This window comes from Flavobacterium sinopsychrotolerans, from assembly GCF_900110375.1.
Lineage (GTDB): Bacteria > Bacteroidota > Bacteroidia > Flavobacteriales > Flavobacteriaceae > Flavobacterium > Flavobacterium sinopsychrotolerans.
In genome coordinates this window covers 268,206-290,490 of sequence record NZ_FODN01000004.1, presented here as the reverse complement: position 1 = coordinate 290,490, position 22,285 = coordinate 268,206, and the positions used below count along the sequence as shown (strand labels likewise).

Genomic DNA, 22,285 nt, shown 5'->3' with positions numbered 1-22,285 from the left:
GATTATTTGATGAGGCGCATTTCCAGATATTTATTGGTAAAACCTAAACTTTCATATAGTTTTTTGGCAGGATTATCCGGTTCAACATGCAATGCTATATTTCCTTCGGCAATTGATATGGCTTTTTGCATCAACTGTTTTCCAAATCCTTTTCCACGTTGACTGTTATCCACGGCAATGTATACCAAAATATTTTCGGGAATAAAATCTTTCATTCCTGTGTTGTTCAAGATCACAACACCTACGATTTTCTGTTCCTCGATTCCCACAACGATGTTGCCTCCTTTGTCAGGATTCATGACATAATCAATACATTTTTGAATGTCTTCAATAGTGTCACCATATTGTTCTAAATGCGTATAAAGGAAGAGTGCTATAATTTGATTGGTATATATTGTATCTTCTCCAGTAGTGTCATTAATTTGTTTGAATTCCATTTTGTCTGTCTTTTTTGTTATAGTGATAAAGTGATATTGTGATGAATAAAATAAGTGAAACACTTATTCCGTAAAGATTAGCGTCTAAGTGTTCCGGCAGTTTTAATCCCAAAGGGAGTTTATTCTCCGAAACAATTAATAGAATCGTGGTTGCACCGCCAAAAAGCATGCTCCAAAAAGCTGCTGTTGGATGGCTTTTTTTCCAAAACAAAGCGCCTATTACCGGAACAAATAATCCCGACACCATAAAAGCATAGGAATAAAGCATCAGTTCGAGTACATTTTGCATTTGGGACGCAATTAAAATAGCTAGAAAACCAACCATTAAGGTGACTATTTGTGAGAGTCTTAGCTCCTTTTTATGACTCAATTCTTTTTTAGAAAACTTAGCAATAATATCAGTGACAATATTTCCAGAAGCCGCCATCAAGCAACTGTCCGCAGTGGAAAGTATAGCTGAAAAATAGGAGGAAAGCATCAATCCCATTAATCCTACAGGAAGTATTGTGGCCAATAAAATAGGCAATCCCATTTCGCTGTCCATATTGGCTGCATCAGTAATGCCATTAAACATTCCTTTGTTAGCAGCCACTTTAGCTAGCATTCCCAGGATTACTCCCATGAATGCCATTATCGGCCATTCAAAAACGCCTGCAATCAGCCACGCTTTTTTAGCTTCTTTTTCACCCTTGCTGGCATAAATTCGTTGGTATAAAGTCATTCCTACAAACCAAATAGGAATAATTGTTATGGACCAGTTTAGAATCTGATACCACTTCACATTGGTCAGCGATAAATATTCAGGTGCTAAATTAGTTTTGATCGCATCAAAACCTCCCACGGCAGTGTAGGCAATAGGAATTCCTATGAAAACCAATCCTCCAATTAAGACTAACCATTGGATCGTATCGGTATAAATGACCGCTTTTAGTCCTCCAATAGCGGTGTAAATTACTGCGATAAGACCCATGACTATCAGCGCAGTTTGTAAATCAAGTCCTTTTATGGTTGCCGAAGCTAATTTGGCTCCTGCCAAAACCTGAGAACTCGTAAATCCGATGTACCCAATTGCTGAAATAATTCCGGCCAGCAACGCTACTTTAGCGTTATAAAAATGATTAAATATTTGCGGAAAAGTGAAAAACTTGTATTTGTGTCCTAATGCGCTTACTTTTGGAATAAGAAAAACGGCACTCAACCATGCGCCCAGCAGTCCAGTGAACAGCATCCATGAACCTGATATTCCCATTGTAAAACCAAGTCCGCCCAATCCTATTGAGAATCCGCCACCAACGTCAGTGGCAACAACTGATAAACCAATGTGCCAGCTGCTCATATTTCTACCACTTACGTAAAAATCTTCAGCGGTTTTATTTTTGTTAAAAAAGTAAACACCAACGCCTAACATGGCCAACATATAAACAATAAAGATTGCATAATCTATTATGTGCATATTATTAATTTTCGATTATTTAATAGCCTGTAAATGGAATTTTTCCAAAAGGCAAAAGGTGCAGTAAACTGCAAAAAAAGATGATTTTTTCAGAATTTTTTTCTGAAATAAGGGATCTTAATTTTGGGTTAAAAGTGCACAAAAAGAGACTTTAAAAACCACAAAAAATAATTTGGTATTTTACAAATATAAGGCAAATTATCTGAAAATAGCTCTTAAAATGGGTAAAATGTACTTTTTGTAAGGAAAAACGATCTTTTTATGGGTTTCTTTTGTAAATAATTCAAGGCAAAGACAAACGATTATCTGGCAGAAATAGTTGCTAATTTGAATACATAAATGAATAAATTATTGGTGTGAAAGCGTTGAATAATGTGATACTATAAAGAGTGAAAATAGCTACTTTTTCATCTTATCAAAGTCTATATGTGAATTTTAAAAAAGTTGGAATAAGGATACTATATTCAGTGAGATTTTTTATCTTTAAAAACTATTTTAATTCAAAAAATTCATGAAAAAACTACTTAGTATTTCTCTTTTTTTTATTGGTGCAGTTCTGTTTGCCCAAGACAATAAAGCAAATTATGTTTCGGAAAATTACACTAAAAAAGAAGTGCATATAAAGATGCGCGATGGTGCAGAATTATTTACATCAATTTACACTCCCAAAGACGTTTCTAAAAAATACCCGATTATAATGCAAAGAACGCCTTATAATTCCGGACCTTATGGAGAAGGTCAGCTCAAAAGAAGTATTTCTCCTAGCGAAACGATGATGAAAGAAGGATATATCGTAGTCTATCAAGATGTACGAGGAAGATTTATGAGCGATGGTTTATACGATAATATGCGTGGCTTTATTCCAAATAAAAAAGGAAAAAAAGATATCGATGAAGCTTCGGATACGTATGATACGATAGATTGGTTGGTCAAAAATGTGGCGAACAACAACGGAAATGTTGGAACTTGGGGAATTTCATATCCAGGATTTTACGCTACGTATTCTTTGTTGAGCAATCATCCAGCTTTGAAAGCGGTTTCACCTCAAGCGTGTATTGCCGATTTCTTTTTTGATGATTTTCATCATAATGGAGCATACTTGTTGAGTTATTGGAAAGTAACGCCATTATTTGGACCTCAAAAAACAAAGCGTACTACAGAACCTTGGTATAAATTCACGAATACAGGATCAAATGATGATTATCAGTTTTTCTTGGATGCAGGACCATTATCAAATCTAGATAAATATTATGGTAAAGACAATGAATTCTGGCAACAGCTGAAAGACCACTCCAGTTATGATGATTTTTGGCAAAAACGTGGTATTTTACAAAATTTAAAAAATATTAAACCAGCGGTAATGACAGTTGGAGGTTGGTTTGATGCCGAAGATTTATATGGTCCTTTGAATACCTACAGCACGATTGAAAAAAGCAGCAAAAATTACAACACAATCGTTATGGGGCCATGGAGTCACGGGGATTGGGCTAGAAATTCAGCAAAACAAGTAATTGGTAATATTAATTTTGGAGACAGTATTTCCGGTTATTATCAAAAAAATATAGAAGCTAATTTCTTCCGTCATTTCTTAAAAAATAACGGTAGAGGTGAAAATAAATTACCTGAAGCCTATGTTTTTGATACTGGAAGAAAAGAGTGGAAGACTTATGAAAATTGGCCTCCTCAAAATACTGAAAAACAGGATTTCTTTTTGCAAGGAAATCAATTGACAAAAATGGCGAAGGGAAATATTTCTTTTGAAGAATTTATCAGTGATCCTAAGAAACCGGTTCCTTATTCTGAAGATATCAAACAAGCAGGGCTTACGCCAAGGAAATATATGACGGATGACCAACGTTTTGCTGCAAGACGTCCAGATGTGATTGTTTTTGAAACCGAGGTGTTGAGTGACGATACTACATTAGCAGGAGAAATATTGGCCAAATTACAAGTTTCTACTACTGGAACTGATGCGGACTGGATTGTAAAAGTGGTTGACGTTTTCCCTAATGACGAGCCAGAGACCAAAGATGTAGCTCCTTATTTGAAGATGAGTAATTATCACATGATGGTAAGAAGTGAAGTGATGAGAGGACGTTTCAGAAACAGTTTTTCAAAACCTGAACCTTTTGTTGCTAATGAGAAAACGCCTGTAAATATTAAGTTGCAAGATGTTTTTCATACATTCAAAAAAGGACATAAAATCCAGATTCAGGTTCAAAGTACGTGGTTTCCATTTATTGATTTGAATCCACAAACGTTTGTAGATAATATTTTTTATGCTAAACCAGAAGATTTTCAAAAGCAAACTCATAGAATTTATAATGATTCAAAAATTGAGTTTACTATTTTAAAATAGATAATCCTTTTACTTACTAAAAGCATTCGATTATATTTGAATCTAAAATCCCAATCTTTTTCTTAAGATTGGGATTTTGTTTTTAAATGATATTGACTAAAAGTAGTTTGGCAAAAAATGTTTTTTAACGATGTTACTTCTTGTCTAAAGATAATGGGACGGATTGCATAAAATCATCCTTCTTTGAGTGACTGCAGTGCAAAAAAAAACTCTCTGAATTTCAGAGAGTTTTTTATATTACGATGATTTACAAAAATTCACCATGTTGAGAAATGTCTAAACCCAATTCTTCTTTTTCTTCACTTACACGAAGTGGAGTAATTTTGTTTACAATAAAGAAAAGGAAATAGGAACCTACAAAAGCAAATATGGAAACAACTACTAAAGCAGTTAATTGATTAATAAATAATGTAGCGTCTCCAAAAATTAGACCTTGATTATCACCAACAACGGAGTTAATTGATTTTGAAGCAAAAACTCCAGTTAAAAGCATTCCAACCATTCCGCCTACACCATGACAAGCAAATACGTCTAAAGCATCATCAATTTTTCCTTTGTGAAAACTTCTAACTACTAAATTACTAACGATACTAGCAAAAGCTCCTATGAACATTCCGTGTGGAATACTCACAAATCCTGCAGCAGGAGTAATAGCCACTAAACCTACAACTACACCAATACAAGCTCCCATTGCAGAAAGTTTATGACCAAGAATTTTGTCAAGAAATACCCAAGCCATTCCAGCTGCGGCAGCAGCAACAGTTGTAGTACCTAGCGCTTGAACTGCTAAGCCGTTAGAACCTAAAGCCGATCCGGCATTGAACCCAAACCATCCAAACCATAATAAACCAGTTCCTAATAATACATAAGTGATACGTGCAGGATTAGGTTTTTGTGCTTTTCTTTTTCCTAAAAAAATGGCTCCTGCTAATGCTGCCCATCCAGCACTCATGTGAACTACAGTTCCACCGGCGAAATCTAATACTCCCATTTTAAAGAAAATACCATCTGGGTGCCAAGTCATGTGCGCTAATGGTGTATAAATAAGTAATATAAATAAAACCATAAATAGCAAGTAAGCCCAAAAACGAATTCTTTCAGCAAAAGCACCCGTAATTAAAGCTGGGGTAATTATAGCGAATTTTGCTTGAAACAAAGCAAATAACATAAACGGGATTGTTGGAGCAAGACTCCATGATGTATTAGTACCTACACCTTGAAAGAATAAATTCGGGATAGGATTTCCTATAACGCCTCCAATTGTTGGTCCAAATGATAATCCAAAAGCGATAACAACCCATAAAACGGTTACAATTATCATGGCCATAAAACTTTGAAGCATGGTACTGATGACATTTTTTTTACCTACCATACCACCATAAAAGAAACCTAAACCAGGAGTCATGATTAATACAAGTGCTGTAGCAACAATCATCCAAGCGGTATCGCCAGTGTCAAATTTTACAGCTTCTGCGGGCGCAGGGCTATCTGTTAGAAAATAATTTGAAAAAAGGGTAAATACCAAGATTGTGATTAATATCACACTTAAAATAATTTTTCTCATTGTTTTTTAGTTTTAAATTTCGATAAAAATATAAAAATCATCAACAACCCCCTTTATAAAAGTAATTGAATGTTTTATTTTTACGATTTAAACAATGTGTACCCCTTTTTATTGTGGGTATAATATAATATGAAGATAAAATTTATAATTTGTTAAAGTTAGTTTAAAGGAATATTATGTTTTGATACCTAAAAACGCCTTTTGTCCAAAAAATTAAGAATCCTATTCTGATTTGTCGCCGTCTTTTGCAATGAAAAAAGAGATTAAACTTAAAAAGGCACTAATTGTATGGATTACAATTAGTGCCTTCAAATTATAAATGATGTATTTATTTTAACGTATGCATGCTTAAAATTTTATAAACCTCATTGATGTTATTTCCGCCTTTGCCAAATTGTTTTACAATTGGATTATTATCGTGATTTAACCAAATTTTTAATTCGGCATCCAAATCTAATATTCCCGCACTTTCTTTAGAGAATTTCTTAATGCTGGAATACGGAATCGACATATAATCAACTTTGCTTCCAACCAATTGTTTTTCGACTAAAATCAGCCTTTTGTTGGTGAAAATAAACATATCCCGAATAAGCTTATACGCTTTTTCAATTTTTTCTCCATCAATTAAGATAGGCTCAAATTCATTCGAAACATTTTCAATATTTACTTCAGATGCATTGCCTAAGATGGCGTTAAATAGTCCCATTATATTAATTTATTTTTGATTGTATTTTGTTTTATATCTGTCGTTCAGCTTTGTTTGATGTGTTTCAAGACTAATCATTCTCCCTTGTATAAAGGCATTAGTCAGTTTATTGGTTCTCATATCTAAAGCATCGCCTTCGGAAATGAATAATGTAGCATCTTTTCCTTGCTCTAAGGTACCACATTGCGCATCAATTCCTAATATTTTAGCAGTATTTGATGTAATTAGTTGTAACGCTTTTTCTTTTTCCATTCCGTAGGCAGCACATGTTCCCGCTAAAAATGGTAAATTTCTGGTATTCATTCTTTCATGTGCACCGCTATTTTCTAAACCTACTAGAACACCTTTATCGGTTAATAATTTTGCTGCTTTGTATGGTAAATCAATATCATGGTCATCATTTTCGGGCATATCATGAACTCTTCTTAACAAGACGCCAATATTGTTTTTTTGTAATAATTCAGCAGCTTTATAAGCTTCATATCCGCCAACAATGACCATTTTTTTAATACCATTTTCTTTGGCAAATTGCACCGCATCGATGATTTGTTTTTCCTCATTGGCATGAACAAACAGCGTTTGACTTCCGTCATATAGACCTTTTGTAGATTCTAAAACTAAATTTCGCTCTTTTGAACTATCGCCTAAATACGCTTTTGCATTAGATAAAAATCCAGATAATTCTAAAATTTGTTTCGAATAATCTTTATTGGCTTCAATATTTCCAGGTTCAAATCGTGATCCACCTCTTCTAAAAGTAGTGGGGAAATTGATATGAATTCCGTCATTTTCTTTTATAATTGCATCTTTCCAATGCCAAGCATCCAATTGAACAATCGATGAAGAACCAGAGATTGTTCCGCCACGAGGCGTTATTTGAGCCATCAAAATACCGTTTGGTCTTACGGTTTCTATTACTTTAGAATCGGCAGTGTACGCTATAATACTTCTTACATTTGGATTCATGGCTCCAATTTCATCTTCATCGTCAGATGATTTTACGGCATCAATTTCAACAAGTCCCAATGTTGAGTTAGGTGCAATAAATCCCGGATACACATGTTTTCCACTGGCATCAATTGTCACATCGTATGCTCCTGCAGCTAATCGGATTATTCTGGCATCTGCAACCAAAGTGATTTTTCCGTCCACAAATCCTATGGCGCTGTTTTCAATTATTTCACCGTTACCTAAGTGTGCTGTTGCATTAAGAATCAAAACAGATTTTGATTGCTTAGCGGCTGGTGTTTGTTGTGCTTTTGCAAGTATTGAGATGCTACAGACCAACACTAAAAGATATATTTTTTTACTAATCATATTTGTATGTTTTTTTAAAATTGCTTTGCTTTTTTATAAAAGCTCCGGTTTTTTGAAATTCAAATTATTCCGTTATTCTTCCATAGAATCACAGTGATATTCTGTCTTTTCTTTCTTTTTAGGCTCCTGCGTAGTCATCCCTTTATTTTTTTCTTGTAATAACTGACCTATAAGCTCGCTTCTTTCTTTAGCAATTGCTACTCTTTGCGCTTCATCTTTTTTCGCATCGTAATACACAACACCTTCAATCATGGTTTTTTCAGCTTTAGCATAAATAGATAAAGGATTTGCATTCCATAATACGATATCCGCATCTTTGCCCACTTTTATACTTCCTACTTTATCATCAATATGTAATAATTTAGCAGGATTCAGCGTCACAAATTTCCATGCATCTTCTTCAGAAATATTACCATATTTTACTGCTTTTGCAGCTTCTTGATTCAATCTTCGAGACATTTCAGCATCATCAGAGTTGTAGGCAACTACAATTCCTGCATTATGCATAATTGGTCCGTTGAAAGGAATGGCATCATTCACTTCAAATTTATAAGCCCACCAATCCGAGAAAGTAGAGGCTCCAACGCCATGTTCTTTCATTTTATCGGCAACTTTATAACCTTCAAGAATGTGAGTATACGTATTAACTTTAAAATCAAATTTTTCAGCAACATTCATCAACATCAAAATTTCCGATTGAACATAGGAATGACAAGTAATGAAACGTTCTTTATTTAATATTTCGGCTAATGTTTGTAATTCTAAGTCAACTCTTGGCGCATTTCCTTTTGCTTTTTTACCACCAGTATTATAAGCTTTCCAAGCCATATCGTATTCTTTAGCCCGTTGGAAATAATCTGTAAAAACTTGTTCAACACCCATTCTGGTTTGAGGAAAACGAGTAGGGTTTACGTTACCCCAATTGGATTGTTTAACATTTTCACCTAAAGCAAATTTGATGAATCCAGGTTGATTTTTGTACAACATTTCATCTGCAGGTGCTCCCCATTTCCATTTTACAATAGCTGAGCGTCCTCCAATAGGATTTGCTGAACCGTGCAGTAATTGAGAAGTAGTAACTCCACCAGCTAAATCTCTATAGATGTTAATGTCTTCTGAATTCACAACATCTTGTATTGTTACTTCAGCACTTGAATTGTGTCCGCCTTCATTTACACCGTTTGAAATCGCAATATGCGAATGCTCATCAATAATTCCACTAGTCAAATGTTTTCCTTTAGCATCAACGATTGTTGCGGATGCATCAGAAATATTTTTCCCGATGGATGCGATTTTTCCGTTTTTGACTAATACGTCCGTTTCTTCCAGAATACCGTCTTTTTCATTGGTCCAGACAGTAGCATTTTTGAATAACAGGGTTTCTGCAGTTGGTTTTTTCAAATTACCATAAGCAACATTTGGAAATGTTGTTGGGATAATCATATTGTTTTTCTCAATTTTAGAAGAATCAATCGCTTTTACAAAAGGAGATGTTTTTACAGCCGTCCATTTTACTTCATTTCCATTGAATAAAACTGCTTTTCCAGAAAGATTTTGTGTGTCTTCGATGTATCCAATTAATCTGGTGAAGCTCGTTTTAGTAGAGTCATTTGGTTTAATAACGGTCGAAATCCAATTATTGGTCATCGTCAGTTTTGACTTGATTTTTTTTGAATCTACTGTTGTTATTTCTGATTTTGGCGCCGTAATTTCACCATCAATTTTCCATTTGTATTTTTCGGTATTAATGGTCAAATCATAATTTCCACGAATGTCTTTCGTAGCAATATCATTGACAACATATTTGTTTCCTTGAACCCAGTTTTCGTACAACACTGTTTTTTCTTCAAAAATTTCTCCGGATGTAATCACAAAATTGGCTAAACTTCCTGTTTTCAATGTTCCCATTTCGTTGCTTTTTCCTAAAAGAGCAGCAGGAATGGTAGTCAATGCTTCTAACGCTTTGGTTTTATCAAAACCATGTTTAATGGCTCTCAAAAGATTAGGTCTGAAATCCTCCATCTTCTTTAATTTGTCTGTCGTCAAAGCGAAAACAATTCCATTATCAGCTAAAATTTTAAGGTTGGTAGGCGCTTGGTTCCAAAAACGCAAATCTTTCAATTCCATTTGGTTCGCTTGATTCGGATCAGAAACATCATACGCTTCAGGGAAATTGATTGGAATAATAAATTTCGAATTCGTTTTTTTGATTTCCTCAATGCGTTCAAATTCATTTCCGTTTCCTTTTAAAACATAATTTAAACCAAATTCTTTCGCAATTTTGGACGCTCTTAAACTGTTTAATTTGTCTTCAGAAGCAAATATTTGTACTAACTTTTCATTATTTGCCATGGCTTCTAATGACAAATCTTTGGTTGCTGAATTTCCTTTTTTGTACCAGTCTAAATCATAATACATTTGGCGTAATAATGCCATCATTCCCATTAATGAACTTGGATAGGATTGATTTGTGGTTACACTTTTAGTAAAAGCAAAATGATTGGTCACTTTATCAGAAAGTAATTGATTCTTTTTTTCAAAGTTATTCAAAGCGATTAAAGTTCCTGATCCGCGGGCAATTCCGTCTGGGATATGCGTTCCTACAACACCAAATCCAGCTTTCAATAATTCTTCGGCTTTAGGTTGGTCGTATCTAAAAGCTTCGTAGGCATTTACCTCAGAACGTATGCTCTCATTCCAATAAAAACCGGATCTTTTAGTATCATATAAAGGGTTTCTTTCGGTAATTCCTTTTGGTTTTTCGATTCCAAAACTAGTATAAATATCAATAAAAGAAGGATAAATGGACCTTCCTTCTAAGTTGATTGTGGTACAGTTTTTAGGAATTGAAATATTAGTTCCCACACCAATTACTTTTCCGTTTTGTATCAGTAAAGTACCTTTTTCAACAACTTGTGTTGGTGTAACATAGATTTTTGCATTGGTAAATGCGGTAAAATTGCTGGTTTTGTTTTGAACACTTTCATTGTTAGGAAAGTATTCCTGTGCATAAGTTTTTGGCAGTAAAAAACTGAAAAATAACAGAAGTAAGATTTTTTTCATAGTAAGGTTTCTAATTATTTTCTAAAAGTAGAAAAATGCTAATAGTATACCTTCAATTTTTTTAATTTTAACATTTTGTTTTTGCGAAAAATGTATCATATCGGACTGTAATATGTAATATTTGAAGTATTTTTTGATGAAATTTTGGTTATTCACTATTTTATTGGAATTTGTGTAGGATTTATAATAATAATAAGAAAAGTTTTCTCTAATTTTAGAATCAAATAAAAACAGATGCTAGTTAAAGTTTTTGGAAGTGCAGTTTTTGGAGTCGAAGCCACAACGATTACTGTTGAGGTAAATATTGATAAAGGTATTGGTTATCATTTAGTTGGATTACCAGATAATGCCATTAAAGAAAGCAGTTACCGTATTGCAGCAGCACTCAAAAATAACGGCTACGCCATGCCAGGTAAAAAAATCACCATCAATATGGCTCCTGCTGATTTGCGCAAAGAAGGCTCTGCCTACGACCTGACTTTAACCATCGGAATTTTGGTCGCATCTGGGCAAATCAATGCCGAGGACGTTGATAAATACATCATTATGGGGGAACTTTCCCTTGATGGCAGCCTTCAACCAATAAGAGGTGCTCTACCCATTGCCATTAAAGCCAAAGAAGAAGGTTTTAAAGGTTTTTTTCTTCCAAAGCAAAATGTAAAAGAAGCAGCGATTGTTGCTGGATTAGATGTGTATGGAGTCGAAAACGTTCAGGAAGTAATTGATTTCCTTGAAGGAAAAGGAACTCTGGAACCAACAACAATAGACACGCGAGCTGAATTTTATAAAACATTAGACTTTCCTGAATTCGATTTCTCGGATGTGAAAGGACAGGAGAGTATCAAGCGTTGCATGGAAATTGCCGCCGCCGGAGGGCACAATATTATCTTGATTGGACCGCCGGGAGCAGGTAAGACCATGCTTGCCAAACGTTTACCGAGTATATTGCCGCCGATGACGTTGCGTGAAGCATTAGAAACAACCAAAATTCACAGCGTTGCCGGAAAATTAAAGGAAGTGGGATTGATGAATCAACGTCCGTTTCGAAGTCCGCACCATACTATTTCGAATGTCGCATTAGTTGGAGGAGGAAGTTATCCGCAACCTGGCGAAATTTCTATGGCGCATAACGGTGTTTTGTTTCTCGATGAATTGCCGGAATTCAAACGGGACGTTTTGGAAGTGATGCGTCAACCGCTGGAAGATCGGGAAGTAACGATTTCCAGAGCCAAGTTTACGGTTACTTATCCGTCCTCGTTTATGCTGGTGGCGAGTATGAATCCAAGTCCAAGTGGGTTCTTTAACGATCCGGATTCACCACAAACTTCTTCGCCACACGAAATGCAACGGTATTTGAGTAAGATTTCGGGACCTTTATTGGATAGAATTGATATTCATATTGAAGTGACTCCGGTTCCTTTCGACAAACTATCCGAAGATCAAAAGGCAGAAAGCAGTGTTGATATTCGGAAAAGAGTGACTGCAGCACGAGAAATTCAAACCGAACGTTTTGAGCAAATGGAAAATATCCATTATAATGCTCAAATGAACACCAAACACATTCGGGAATATTGTGCTTTGGACGATGTTTCCAAGCAATTATTAAAAACGGCAATGGAACGATTGAATCTTTCTGCTCGGGCCTATGACAGGATTTTGAAAGTAGCAAGAACAATCGCTGATCTTGATGCGGCTCCAATAGTGGTTTCGAGTCATATTGCCGAAGCGATTCAATATAGAAGTTTGGATCGAGATGGTTGGTTGGGGTAAATTAGATTTCAGATTTTTGATTAACGATTTTAGATGTTTCACGGCTGCAAGATTGAGAATACGCTTGTGTTAGCAGGGGAAAAAAGAAAAGTATAGAAATAAATAAGTCAATAAAGAGATTTCGAGAGAAATCTCTTTTATTTTTGCCAAATGTTAGAAATTCTGTACCAAGACGAATATATTATTGCAATTAATAAACCAAGTGGATTGTTGGTCCACAAATCGTTTTACGCGCGCGATGCAAAAGTTTATGCGATTCAAGAATTGAGAAATCAAATAGGAGGGCAACACGTTTATCCTATTCATCGGTTAGATCGCAAAACATCCGGTGTTTTGTTATTTGCGTTGGATAAGGAAGTTTTAAAAATTATGAATGATCGTTTTGCCACACGCGAAGTCGAAAAAAAATATTTAGCCATTTTACGTGGTTGGTCACCCGAAGAACTAACGATTGATTATGATTTAACCAATGATGATGGCATTACACAAAATGCAATAACCTACTTTCATCGTTTGCAAAATACCGAAATTGAGTTAGCATTTAACAATAAACCTACGTCACGATATTGTTTGGTAGAAGCGATTCCTGAAACGGGACGTATGCATCAATTACGAAAACATTTTAAACATATTTTTCATCCCATTTTAGGAAGTCGTCCACATGGTTGTAACAAACAAAATAAATTATGGTTGGAGCATTTTGAACTGAAAGGAATGATGCTTCATGCACATCAGTTAATTTTTAATCATCCAATAACAAATGAACCACTAATCTTGAATGCAAAGATTAATGAAGAGTTTAGCAGAGTAGGTACTATTCTTAATCTGGATTTGAATACCTATGAATAGGAACAGATTTCAGATTTTTGATTAACGATTTTTGATTTCAGATATTTAACTTCTGCAAAATCGATAATGCAATTGCTATCGCGAGCTTCCCTCTCGTGCCTATTAGAAATTTATAGTGATTTACTTTTGTTAGTGTTCACGAGTAGGACGATCGCACTAACGGTGGCAAAACTTACCGAAAACTTAGGAATGAAGTTTTGCGCGCTGTTACCAGTAGTTGCAATTAATTCTTCATTTCGGATATTGAATCAGTAATTTCTTGTTGATTATATTTTCCAGTTAGTATTTTGAAATCACCATTTTTATTAAGAATAACTATTGCTGAGCAAGTTTTATCTTTAGGAAAAAAAATGTTGCGGATGATTTCGTTTTTGTCAATATGAATAGTATTGTTTTTAGACATTTGATTTCTTCCTACGCAGTCAGAATAAACAAATTTTTTTTTAGCATTTTTTAAATCTACATTTTTATAAAATTCACTCCAATAATCAATTGTTTGAGTAATATTTTTTTCATAATCTGAATCTGAAAAATTTATCGGTGTTATGAAGTTAATAACCAATATATTTTCATTATGCCAATTAAACTCTGTTTCAATAGATTTGATTTCTGTCAATTTAAGTTTAACAAAACGAGGAATTGAATTTTGAGCATTTGATTTTAAACCAAAAATTATAAATAATATTAAAATCCATTTCTTCATTTTGAGCTGTTTTTTCTTCCATTTCCTGTAAGTCCCGCTACTACAGCGGTTTTTGGGCTAAATTAAGCCCTATTTTCGGATATGCCAAATCTCCCAAATACAAAACCAATTTTAAATTAAGCCTAATACCCAAATTGCTTGTAGCGTGTATTAGAGGTAGTTATTTTAAGACCTTTCTATTATTTTCATCAAATAAATATTTGAATCGTTTGGACTTAAAAGATCCTGGTGTTCCATAAAAAATGTTTTCGTAAGGCATTCCATCTTTTTCATATTTTACAAATATTGATGGAAGACCATCATATGGATCAACATCCATATCAAAATCTACAATGTAGTCATATGGAATCTGTAAAAAAACATTATAATTTGTAATCGTATAATTTGTGTTTTTTTCTCTTGGATCATTATGCCAATCAAGTAAATCCCAATTGTCATTTTTATCGAAAATCGCTCTTCCTCCATGTGAAATTAGTTCAACTCCGTTGTCATAAAAATCATAAAATTCGCCTTTAAACCAAGAACTTATTTCATCTGAAGGATTATCAATACAATTTGGCCATGATGTATCATCAATAGATCTTATAAGAACTTTGTGGTAATTGAATTTTATCCAAGGTTCAAAGCAAGAATACTCCCAATCACTTTTTTCTAATTTTATTAAAAATGCTTTTTGCAACCTTTTCTTTAATGCGATATTGCGCTTAATTTTTATCTCATTTGGATTTAATTTGGCTTTCTGTTCGTTTGAGTTTTCACTTAAAAGAATTTTAGAGATTTTTTCAAGAATAATTATTGGCTTGCTTTGAATAATATTCAACAAATTTCTGAAATCAAGAATTTGATTTTTTGAATCAAAATTGAAATGCTCTAAATTATACTCAATTGAATATGATTTTTGTTTCTTTCCTAAAATTACAATAAACAATTCACCATATTGTTGATTCAAATTTTTTTCAAGGAATTTATCAATCGTTTCTTGAATCTTTTTTCCAGACCTAGTTGAAGTAACTTGTATGCAAAGGGAATTTGTTTTGTCTCCTAAATCTATTGCAGGAAAATTCATTTTCAGATTATTAAGATTTTTTAATTTATAATCGAAAATAAGATTCAAAAGTTCGCAGATACTATGCTCAGATATATTGTGAGCATCATATAAATTAAGGGAAGAAAGATTTTGCAATCTTACTTCCCAAATGGAAAACTGAGTTGTTATAATTTTTAGATATTTTTCTCTTTCGCTCATATTATAATTCTAACTAACATTTTTTGAGTTTTTAAAATCAATGATTTTTGAATAGTAATTTTTTCTAATATTTTTCCAAATTTTTCACTTTCTTCCGTTAGCTGAAGGAGTCAATTTGGTATTAATATGTTGAATTACCGCCACTAGTTTATAGGTCTAACAAAATCATACAAAGCCACCCAATTTACTGTAGATAGGTATTGTGACAGTCATACTATTTATCCCAAATATATTGTTTTTTTCTTACAAATCATCTAGTTATAATAGATTTAAGGGATGAATTTGCAAAATGGTATTTTGAAAGTAAAAACGTTCTCAATAGCCCCGATAGAAATGAAAAACCTAGTAAGAGCTGGTGTTCAGCTCTTACTAGGTTTGTAATGAATAGCGGGAAATACGTTATTAAAAAACGAACTCGTTCTGCTCCTAAAAGAACAAAAGTTAATTATCTATTAGAACGTCTGTCATTACTTTGACTCGGACGTCTTGGACCAAAACTGTTATTGCTACTTCGGTTTGTGGTGTCTGTTTTTGGTTTTCGCGGAGTTGAATCGCGTTGTTGTCTTCCTTGTCCTTGTTTAATTGGCTCTTTGGAAGCGTTAGGATCGGGTTCGAAGCCTTTGATGTTTTCTTTAGGCAAATTCAAACCCACTAATTTTTCGATATCACGTAAAAAAACCGTTTCATCCGGACTGAATAACGAAATAGCTTCCCCATTGGCTCCAGCTCTTCCTGTACGACCAATTCGGTGAACGTAATCCTCAGGAATGTTAGGCAATTCAAAATTGACCACATGCGGCAACAATGGAATATCCAGACCTCTGGCCGCAATATCGGTAGCGACTAAAGCGGTTAGGCTTCCGTCTTTGAAACCCGCCAAGGCTTTGGTTCTTGCTCCCTGACCTTTGTTTCCGTGAATGGCTGCTGCTTTGATTCCGGCACTAATCATGCTTTCAGTCAGTTTGTTGGCGCCTTGTTTGGTACGGGTGAAAACCAAAATTTGTTTCCAGTTTCCTTCGGTAATCAGTTTAATGATCAGTTCAGTTTTTTTCTCTTTGGCAACAGGATATATTATTTGAGTAATAGCATCCACGGTTGTGTTTTCCGGTGTTGCTTCTACATGAACGGGATGGTGCAAAATGCCCATCGCCAATTTCTTGATGTCTGTTGAGAAGGTTGCCGAAAATAGTAAATTTTGTCTTTTTGTAGGCAATACTTTTATAATGCGCTCAATGTCTCGTACGAAACCCATGTCTAGCATACGGTCAGCTTCATCTAAAACTAAAATTTCAACTTTGGCAAGTGATATTAAACCTTGGTTTTGCAAATCGATTAACCGACCTGGTGTGGCCACTAAAATATCGACACCCTGACGCAATTGCGTTACCTGGGGATTCTGGTTTACACCACCAAAAATAACGGTGCTTTTTAAGTCTAAAAATACACTGTATTCCTTGATGTTGGCTAATATTTGTGCGGCTAATTCTCTTGTTGGTGTTAATATTAAGGCACGAATAGGTCTTTGTCTCAATTGTTGACCCTGTGATAATATTTGTAAAATAGGTAATGTAAAACCGGCTGTTTTTCCTGTTCCTGTTTGTGCAGACGCTAAAACATCTTTACCTTCTAATATTGGGGGAATTGCTTTTTGTTGTATTGGAGAGGGAGTTGTGTACCCTTTTTTGCTGATGGCTTTAAGTAAAGCATCAGATAAACCTAATGAGTTAAATGACATAAATGGTGTTTATAAAGTAAACACTAGTATTTAGGTTACTTTTTTAATTGGGCGCAAAGGTACAGTTAATTTTCCGATGTGCTTTTGATTGCCTTGATTTGTTTAAATATAGCCCAAAAAAAATCGGGACTATATCCCGATTTTTAAATTCTTATTGATTTGAAATTTATCTTATTTCTGCAAAAGTATCGCCTTGATTGATGTCACCGGATTTATATCCTTTCATAAACCACGCTTTACGTTGCGCCGAAGTTCCATGCGTAAAAGATTCCGGAACAATATGTCCTTGAATTTTGGCCTGAATTGCATCATCACCAACCGCGTGAGCCGCACTTAATGCTTCATCAATATCGCCTTCTTCCAAGAAATTATTCATTTTTTGATTGTAATGCGTCCAAACACCCGCATAAAAATCAGCTTGCAATTCCAGAGCAACCGATAATTTATTGGCCTCAGCCTGGCTTTTTCCTTCCTGCATTTGTCTCATTTTAGCAGAAGTGCCAAGCAAGGTTTGCACGTGATGACCAATTTCATGGGCAATTACATAAGCTGTTGCAAAATCGCCTCCTTGCGCACCAAATTTTGTCTTCAGTTCTTCAAAAAATGTTAAATCCATATATACTTTTTGGTCCGCTGGACAATAAAAAGGTCCCGAAGCAGAGGTAGCATTACCGCACTCCGTTTCCACAGCCTGGTTGAACAATACTAAATTTGGTCTTTCATACTGCATATTATTTTCCTGAAATATTTTTCCCCAAACATCTTCGGTATCTACCAATATGGCTTCTATGAATTTGCCTTCTTCAATTTCGGCGGCAGTTAAGTCTCTTTGTTCAGTAGGAGCGCCATTTCCTCCATTCATTTGTTCCAATATTGGCGTAAGCATTTGGACGTTTTCTCCACCAAAAGTGTTTAGTAACAAGATAATTATACCAATGATACCACCTCCTATAATTGTTTTTCCACCAGAAGACATCCCTCTTCGGTCTTCAAAATTTTCACTTTGACGTCTGCCACTCCATTTCATAATCTGTTATTTTAGTTGTTGTGTTTTAGAATATAAAATTACATATTTTAAAACAATAATTAATGATTTTTTGATTGGGTTAGTTTACCCATTTCAAAAATGTTTCTTCAATGATTCCTTTGATTATTGGTTTTGGAATGTAATCATTCATTCCTGCATTAAGACATTTTTCCTTTTCTTCTTTTTCTGTACCGGCAGTTATTGCAATTATAGGTACGTTCTGTCCTGATTTCAAATTCCGAATCAATTTTGTGGCTTCATATCCATTCATGATTGGCATTTGGATATCCATGAAAATAATATCTGGATTTATGGTTTCAAATTGTTCTACAGCTTCTTTACCGTTTATAATTTCAAAAATAGCAGGATTTATCAGTAGTTTTTTAATAATTGTTTTGAGTAATAACATATTTACTTTATTATCCTCGACAATCATTACAGTAGTTCCTTTTATATTTTTGATAATTTCACTTTCATTTTTTTTAATGGCATCAACATTAGCATCAACTATTGTATTGTTTACTATTGGTTGATTACTAGTTTTTAAATTTAAATCAAAATAAAAAGTGCTGCCTAATTCTATAGTGCTTTTCAATTGTAAATGACTATTCATCAGGCCTAACAATTTGTTTGAAATTGTTAACCCTAGTCCGGTACCACCAAATTTTCGCGTTGTTGAGCTATCTTCTTGAGAAAAAGCTTGAAATATTTTCTTTTTATTTTCTTCCAATATTCCGATTCCGGTATCTATAACTGCGAAGCGAATTGTAGCATTCACCTCATCTATTTTTTCAATAACGGAAACTTCTAATTTTATAGAGCCTTTTTTGGTGAATTTTACAGCATTTGCCAATAAATTGATCAATATTTGTTTTAAACGAACACTATCCACCCAAAAATAGTTGGGTATATCTGGCGCGATAGTAAGTTCTAAAATCAAATTTTTATGGTTTGATTCATATAATATCAAATCAATGACCTGACTCAACATTTCTTTAATATCATATTTTTCAATATATAAGTCCAGTTTTCCGGCTTCAATTTTTGAGAAATCTAAAATATCATTAATAATGTCTAATAAGGAATGTGCCGATTGATTGACGGTTGTTAAATATTTCTCTTGCGTTTCTTCAAGATTCGTTTTCATCAATAAATCAGTAAAACCAATGATTCCATTTAATGGAGTCCTAATTTCATGACTCATATTAGCCAGAAACTCAGATTTTGCTTTGTTCGCCGCTTCCGCTAATTCTTTTTCTTGAATCACAGTTTCAGTTTGTTTTCTTTCTGTAATATCAATAAAAATACCTTCAATAAATGCAATTTTTCCTTCTTTATAAATCACATCTCCAAATTCTTCCACCCAAACAATATGCTTGTTCTTGTGTATAATTCGATAGGTTAAATGAATAGCTATTTTATTATCTGTTGCATTTTTTTGTGCTGCAATAGTACTTGTTTTATCTTCTGGATGAATTAAATCGATGAAAGATAGTTTGTTACTAAGGAAATCTGATTTTGGATAGCCGGTCAGTTTTTCAATTTCATCATTGATATAAATCTTTGTATTACTTTCATCATAATTTGATAGATAAACGGTGCCGGGTATATTATTTGCTAAGAGTCTAAATTTCTCTTCACTTTCATAAATATTGGTTTCATTTTTAATTCGCTCAATCGAAGAAGCAATATTACGTGCTAATGTTTGTAAAATATTGACTTCATCTTCTGACCAGAGCCTTTCATTTTTGGTGTCGTCAAATCCTAAGAATCCATGAAATTTGTTTTTTACAAAAATTGGAAAAAGGATTAGAGAAACTACATCAACATGAGCTAATTTATTTCTCAAAGAAACATTTTCAATCTTTGGAATTACTGCTTCATAAATTTTATTATTCAAAAGCGGAGTTAATAATTCTTCAAAGTACTCGTGTGGTAAATTCTGAAGCTTTACATTGTTTTCCGTTAGTTTTAAATTATGGATTAACCATCTGTATTTTTGACTTATTAATCCAGTGTTTGCATCATTTTCATAGTAATACGCTCTGTGGGATTTGGTTGCCTTACCCATTATAACAAGGACATCAGAGAAAATAGCATTAATATCGTTACTGTTTAAAAATTTTTCTGCACATAGTGTCATTGCAGAAAGCAGTTCACTCTTATATTCTAATTTCTTTTCGGTTTCATATCGGCTGTGCGAAATCATTGTCAGGGATATAATATCCGAAATTGTTCGGGCAAAATTGATATCATCATTATCCCAGTTTCTGATGTTTTTTTCTGTTTCAAAGCTTATGGTTCCTGATAATTCACCATTAATAAAAATAGGAATATCAAGTTGCGATTTGATATCATATTTTAAAAAATAATCCTCTACAAATTCAGACAGTTCCAATTTATTGAAAACATCTGGCGCACTAATTTGTTTTTTACTTTTTATAGATTCAAAATAGATGGGATATTTTTCCTTTTCTAAAACATATCCTTTACTAAACACATTCGTATCTAAATCATATAAATTTTCACAAATAATACGATCTTCAGAGTATTTCCAATAACTTACCCGATTGCATTTAGAAACTTTCGCCGCTGATTCAATGATTTGCATCACACTGAGATCTATGTTTTTATAATTGCTAAAGTTAGTAGTTGATAGTTTTTTAATTGTTTTATCGTATTCTTCAACTTTTTTCTGGCGTATTTTATGTTCAGCTTCGATGTCTTTTAATTTTGTAATGTCTCTGGCAATTCCAGAGTAGCCAATTACTTTGTAAGAATCATTTCTACGGATAATTACCTTTTGAGAAATCCATACGATTTCTCCATTCTTTTTGAATATAGGAATTTCAATAGTTGGAAAATCATTTTCGTTTTCTTCTAAATTTCGATAAAAACGCATCATCTCATCGATGTAATCCGTTCTTATGAATTCGCAATAATTTCTAAATAGGATTTCCTGCTCTTCATAACCTAAAATCATCATGGTGAAGTCATTTACAAAAGTAAAGTTACCATCATCATCCACTTCAAAAATAATATCAGTTGCTGTTTGAATTAAGTTTTTATATTGATTTTGTACGTTTATTTCATTAGTTACATCCTGACCAATTCCTATAATTAAATTGGAGGAAAATTGTTTATCGTTCCATTGTATGTGTTTGTATTCTCCATTTTTACATTTAATTTTACGGATAAATATCCGATCAACCTTAATTTTCGTTTGATGAGCCTCCTCATAAAAATGTTTGTCTTCTGTGGCTGCCCAATAACCTAAACCCATAACCTCATCAACGGTATATCCTAAAATTGATTTTACATTTTCACTGCAAAAAACAATTTCACCTTTTTTATTTGTTGCCAGAATAAGGGAATTTCCTTTGTTAATGATTTGATTGTTAAAACGCGTTTCGACTTCAACATTCAATAACGATATGTATTGAATGTAATTGATAATCAGAATTATAACAGAATAGACGGCAAGTGCGATATTAGTTTTTAAAGGCACCAATTCGAAAAGAAATAGTACTACATAAAATGTGAAAACCGCCGTTACAAAATACCAATACAGTTTTCTGGGTTTTAAAATGCTGTACGAAAAGAAAAAACTAACTATAAAACCTACAATAGGAATCGTATCGCTGGGCGAATGAATTAAGTTTCTGGAGATAAAACAAAAATAAAACAGAAACAAAGTGATGAATATTGTTTTAATGTTTTTAAAAACAATAGCATATTTAGTACTTAACAGATAAAGTATAAACAGAAATAATCCAATACTGCAATTGGGAATTAATAAACTCTCAGGTCTAATTTTAAAAATCTCAAAGATAATTTCAAAGGATGGCAGTATGATACCCAAAAAGAGTAGATAAAGTTGGTACTCTTTATTTTTGTATATTGTTTCGGTCCCATTTTCTAATAATTTACTCTTTAAAGTTGCTTTTATTTTATAAACCTCAGATCCTAAAAATATGAATAAAATAGGTATGATAATCAGTAAAAGATTATTCCAGGTAAAAAAAATAAACGCCCAAAATAAAATCAATTTTGAGT

Annotated in this window: 14 protein-coding genes; 3 read left to right on the top strand and 11 right to left on the bottom strand. The window is 33.6% G+C overall.

What is annotated here, in order from left to right:
* Positions 1–2: 2 nt before the first annotated feature.
* Positions 3–437 (bottom strand): GNAT family N-acetyltransferase, encoded by a 435-nt coding sequence (locus tag BMX64_RS09815; protein WP_091171100.1) that lies wholly within the window; start codon positions 435–437, stop codon positions 3–5.
* Complete coding sequence (locus BMX64_RS09810; protein WP_091171097.1) at positions 418–1,890, bottom strand: sodium:solute symporter family protein; 1,473 nt, start codon at positions 1,888–1,890, stop codon at positions 418–420. The genes BMX64_RS09815 and BMX64_RS09810 overlap by 20 nt, the downstream gene beginning before the upstream one ends.
* 511 nt (positions 1,891–2,401) lie before the next feature.
* On the opposite strand from BMX64_RS09810, the gene BMX64_RS09805 reads away from it, so the two are divergent.
* Positions 2,402–4,249 (top strand): CocE/NonD family hydrolase, encoded by a 1,848-nt coding sequence (locus tag BMX64_RS09805; RefSeq protein WP_091171094.1) that lies wholly within the window; start codon positions 2,402–2,404, stop codon positions 4,247–4,249.
* 247 nt (positions 4,250–4,496) lie between these two features.
* Here the strand turns inward: BMX64_RS09805 and BMX64_RS09800 are convergent, their stop codons facing one another.
* From BMX64_RS09800 to BMX64_RS09785, 4 genes are all read right to left on the bottom strand, one after another.
* Positions 4,497–5,813, bottom strand: a complete 1,317-nt coding sequence (locus tag BMX64_RS09800; protein ID WP_091171091.1) for an ammonium transporter — start codon at positions 5,811–5,813, stop codon at positions 4,497–4,499.
* Between the two features lie 328 nt (positions 5,814–6,141).
* Positions 6,142–6,519, bottom strand: coding sequence for a PH domain-containing protein (locus BMX64_RS09795; RefSeq protein ID WP_091171087.1), 378 nt, complete (start codon positions 6,517–6,519; stop codon positions 6,142–6,144).
* Between the two features lie 9 nt (positions 6,520–6,528).
* Positions 6,529–7,836: an amidohydrolase family protein gene (locus tag BMX64_RS09790; protein WP_091171083.1), complete on the bottom strand. Its 1,308-nt coding sequence runs from the start codon at positions 7,834–7,836 to the stop codon at positions 6,529–6,531.
* Positions 7,837–7,908: 72 nt separating this feature from the next.
* The gene (locus tag BMX64_RS09785; protein WP_091171080.1) at positions 7,909–10,899 is read right to left on the bottom strand and encodes an amidohydrolase family protein; all 2,991 of its coding nucleotides are present in this window, start codon (positions 10,897–10,899) and stop codon (positions 7,909–7,911) included.
* 234 nt (positions 10,900–11,133) lie between these two features.
* Between BMX64_RS09785 and BMX64_RS09780 the strand changes: the two genes are divergently transcribed.
* Together BMX64_RS09780 and BMX64_RS09775 are read left to right on the top strand one after the other, a co-directional pair.
* The gene (locus BMX64_RS09780; RefSeq protein ID WP_091171077.1) at positions 11,134–12,669 is read left to right on the top strand and encodes a YifB family Mg chelatase-like AAA ATPase; all 1,536 of its coding nucleotides are present in this window, start codon (positions 11,134–11,136) and stop codon (positions 12,667–12,669) included.
* Between the two features lie 150 nt (positions 12,670–12,819).
* Positions 12,820–13,518, top strand: coding sequence for a pseudouridine synthase (locus BMX64_RS09775; protein ID WP_091171074.1), 699 nt, complete (start codon positions 12,820–12,822; stop codon positions 13,516–13,518).
* 223 nt (positions 13,519–13,741) lie between these two features.
* Here BMX64_RS09775 and BMX64_RS09770 read toward each other — a convergent pair whose 3' ends face one another.
* The 5 genes from BMX64_RS09770 to BMX64_RS09750 form a co-directional block, all read right to left on the bottom strand.
* On the bottom strand, positions 13,742–14,221 hold the full coding sequence (locus BMX64_RS09770) for a hypothetical protein (protein WP_091171071.1): 480 nt from the start codon (positions 14,219–14,221) through the stop codon (positions 13,742–13,744).
* Positions 14,222–14,381: 160 nt separating this feature from the next.
* Positions 14,382–15,467, bottom strand: coding sequence for an SMEK domain-containing protein (locus tag BMX64_RS09765; RefSeq protein ID WP_091171067.1), 1,086 nt, complete (start codon positions 15,465–15,467; stop codon positions 14,382–14,384).
* 445 nt (positions 15,468–15,912) lie between these two features.
* Positions 15,913–17,202, bottom strand: a complete 1,290-nt coding sequence (locus BMX64_RS09760) for a DEAD/DEAH box helicase (RefSeq protein ID WP_091171063.1) — start codon at positions 17,200–17,202, stop codon at positions 15,913–15,915.
* A 166-nt stretch (positions 17,203–17,368) separates the two neighbouring features.
* Positions 17,369–18,229, bottom strand: coding sequence for a KPN_02809 family neutral zinc metallopeptidase (gene ypfJ / locus BMX64_RS09755; RefSeq protein WP_091171059.1), 861 nt, complete (start codon positions 18,227–18,229; stop codon positions 17,369–17,371).
* Between the two features lie 79 nt (positions 18,230–18,308).
* Positions 18,309–22,277 carry a PAS domain S-box protein gene (locus BMX64_RS09750; protein WP_244273280.1) on the bottom strand — a complete coding sequence of 1,323 codons (3,969 nt, stop codon included), beginning with the start codon at positions 22,275–22,277 and terminating at the stop codon, positions 18,309–18,311.
* Positions 22,278–22,285 lie beyond the last annotated feature (8 nt).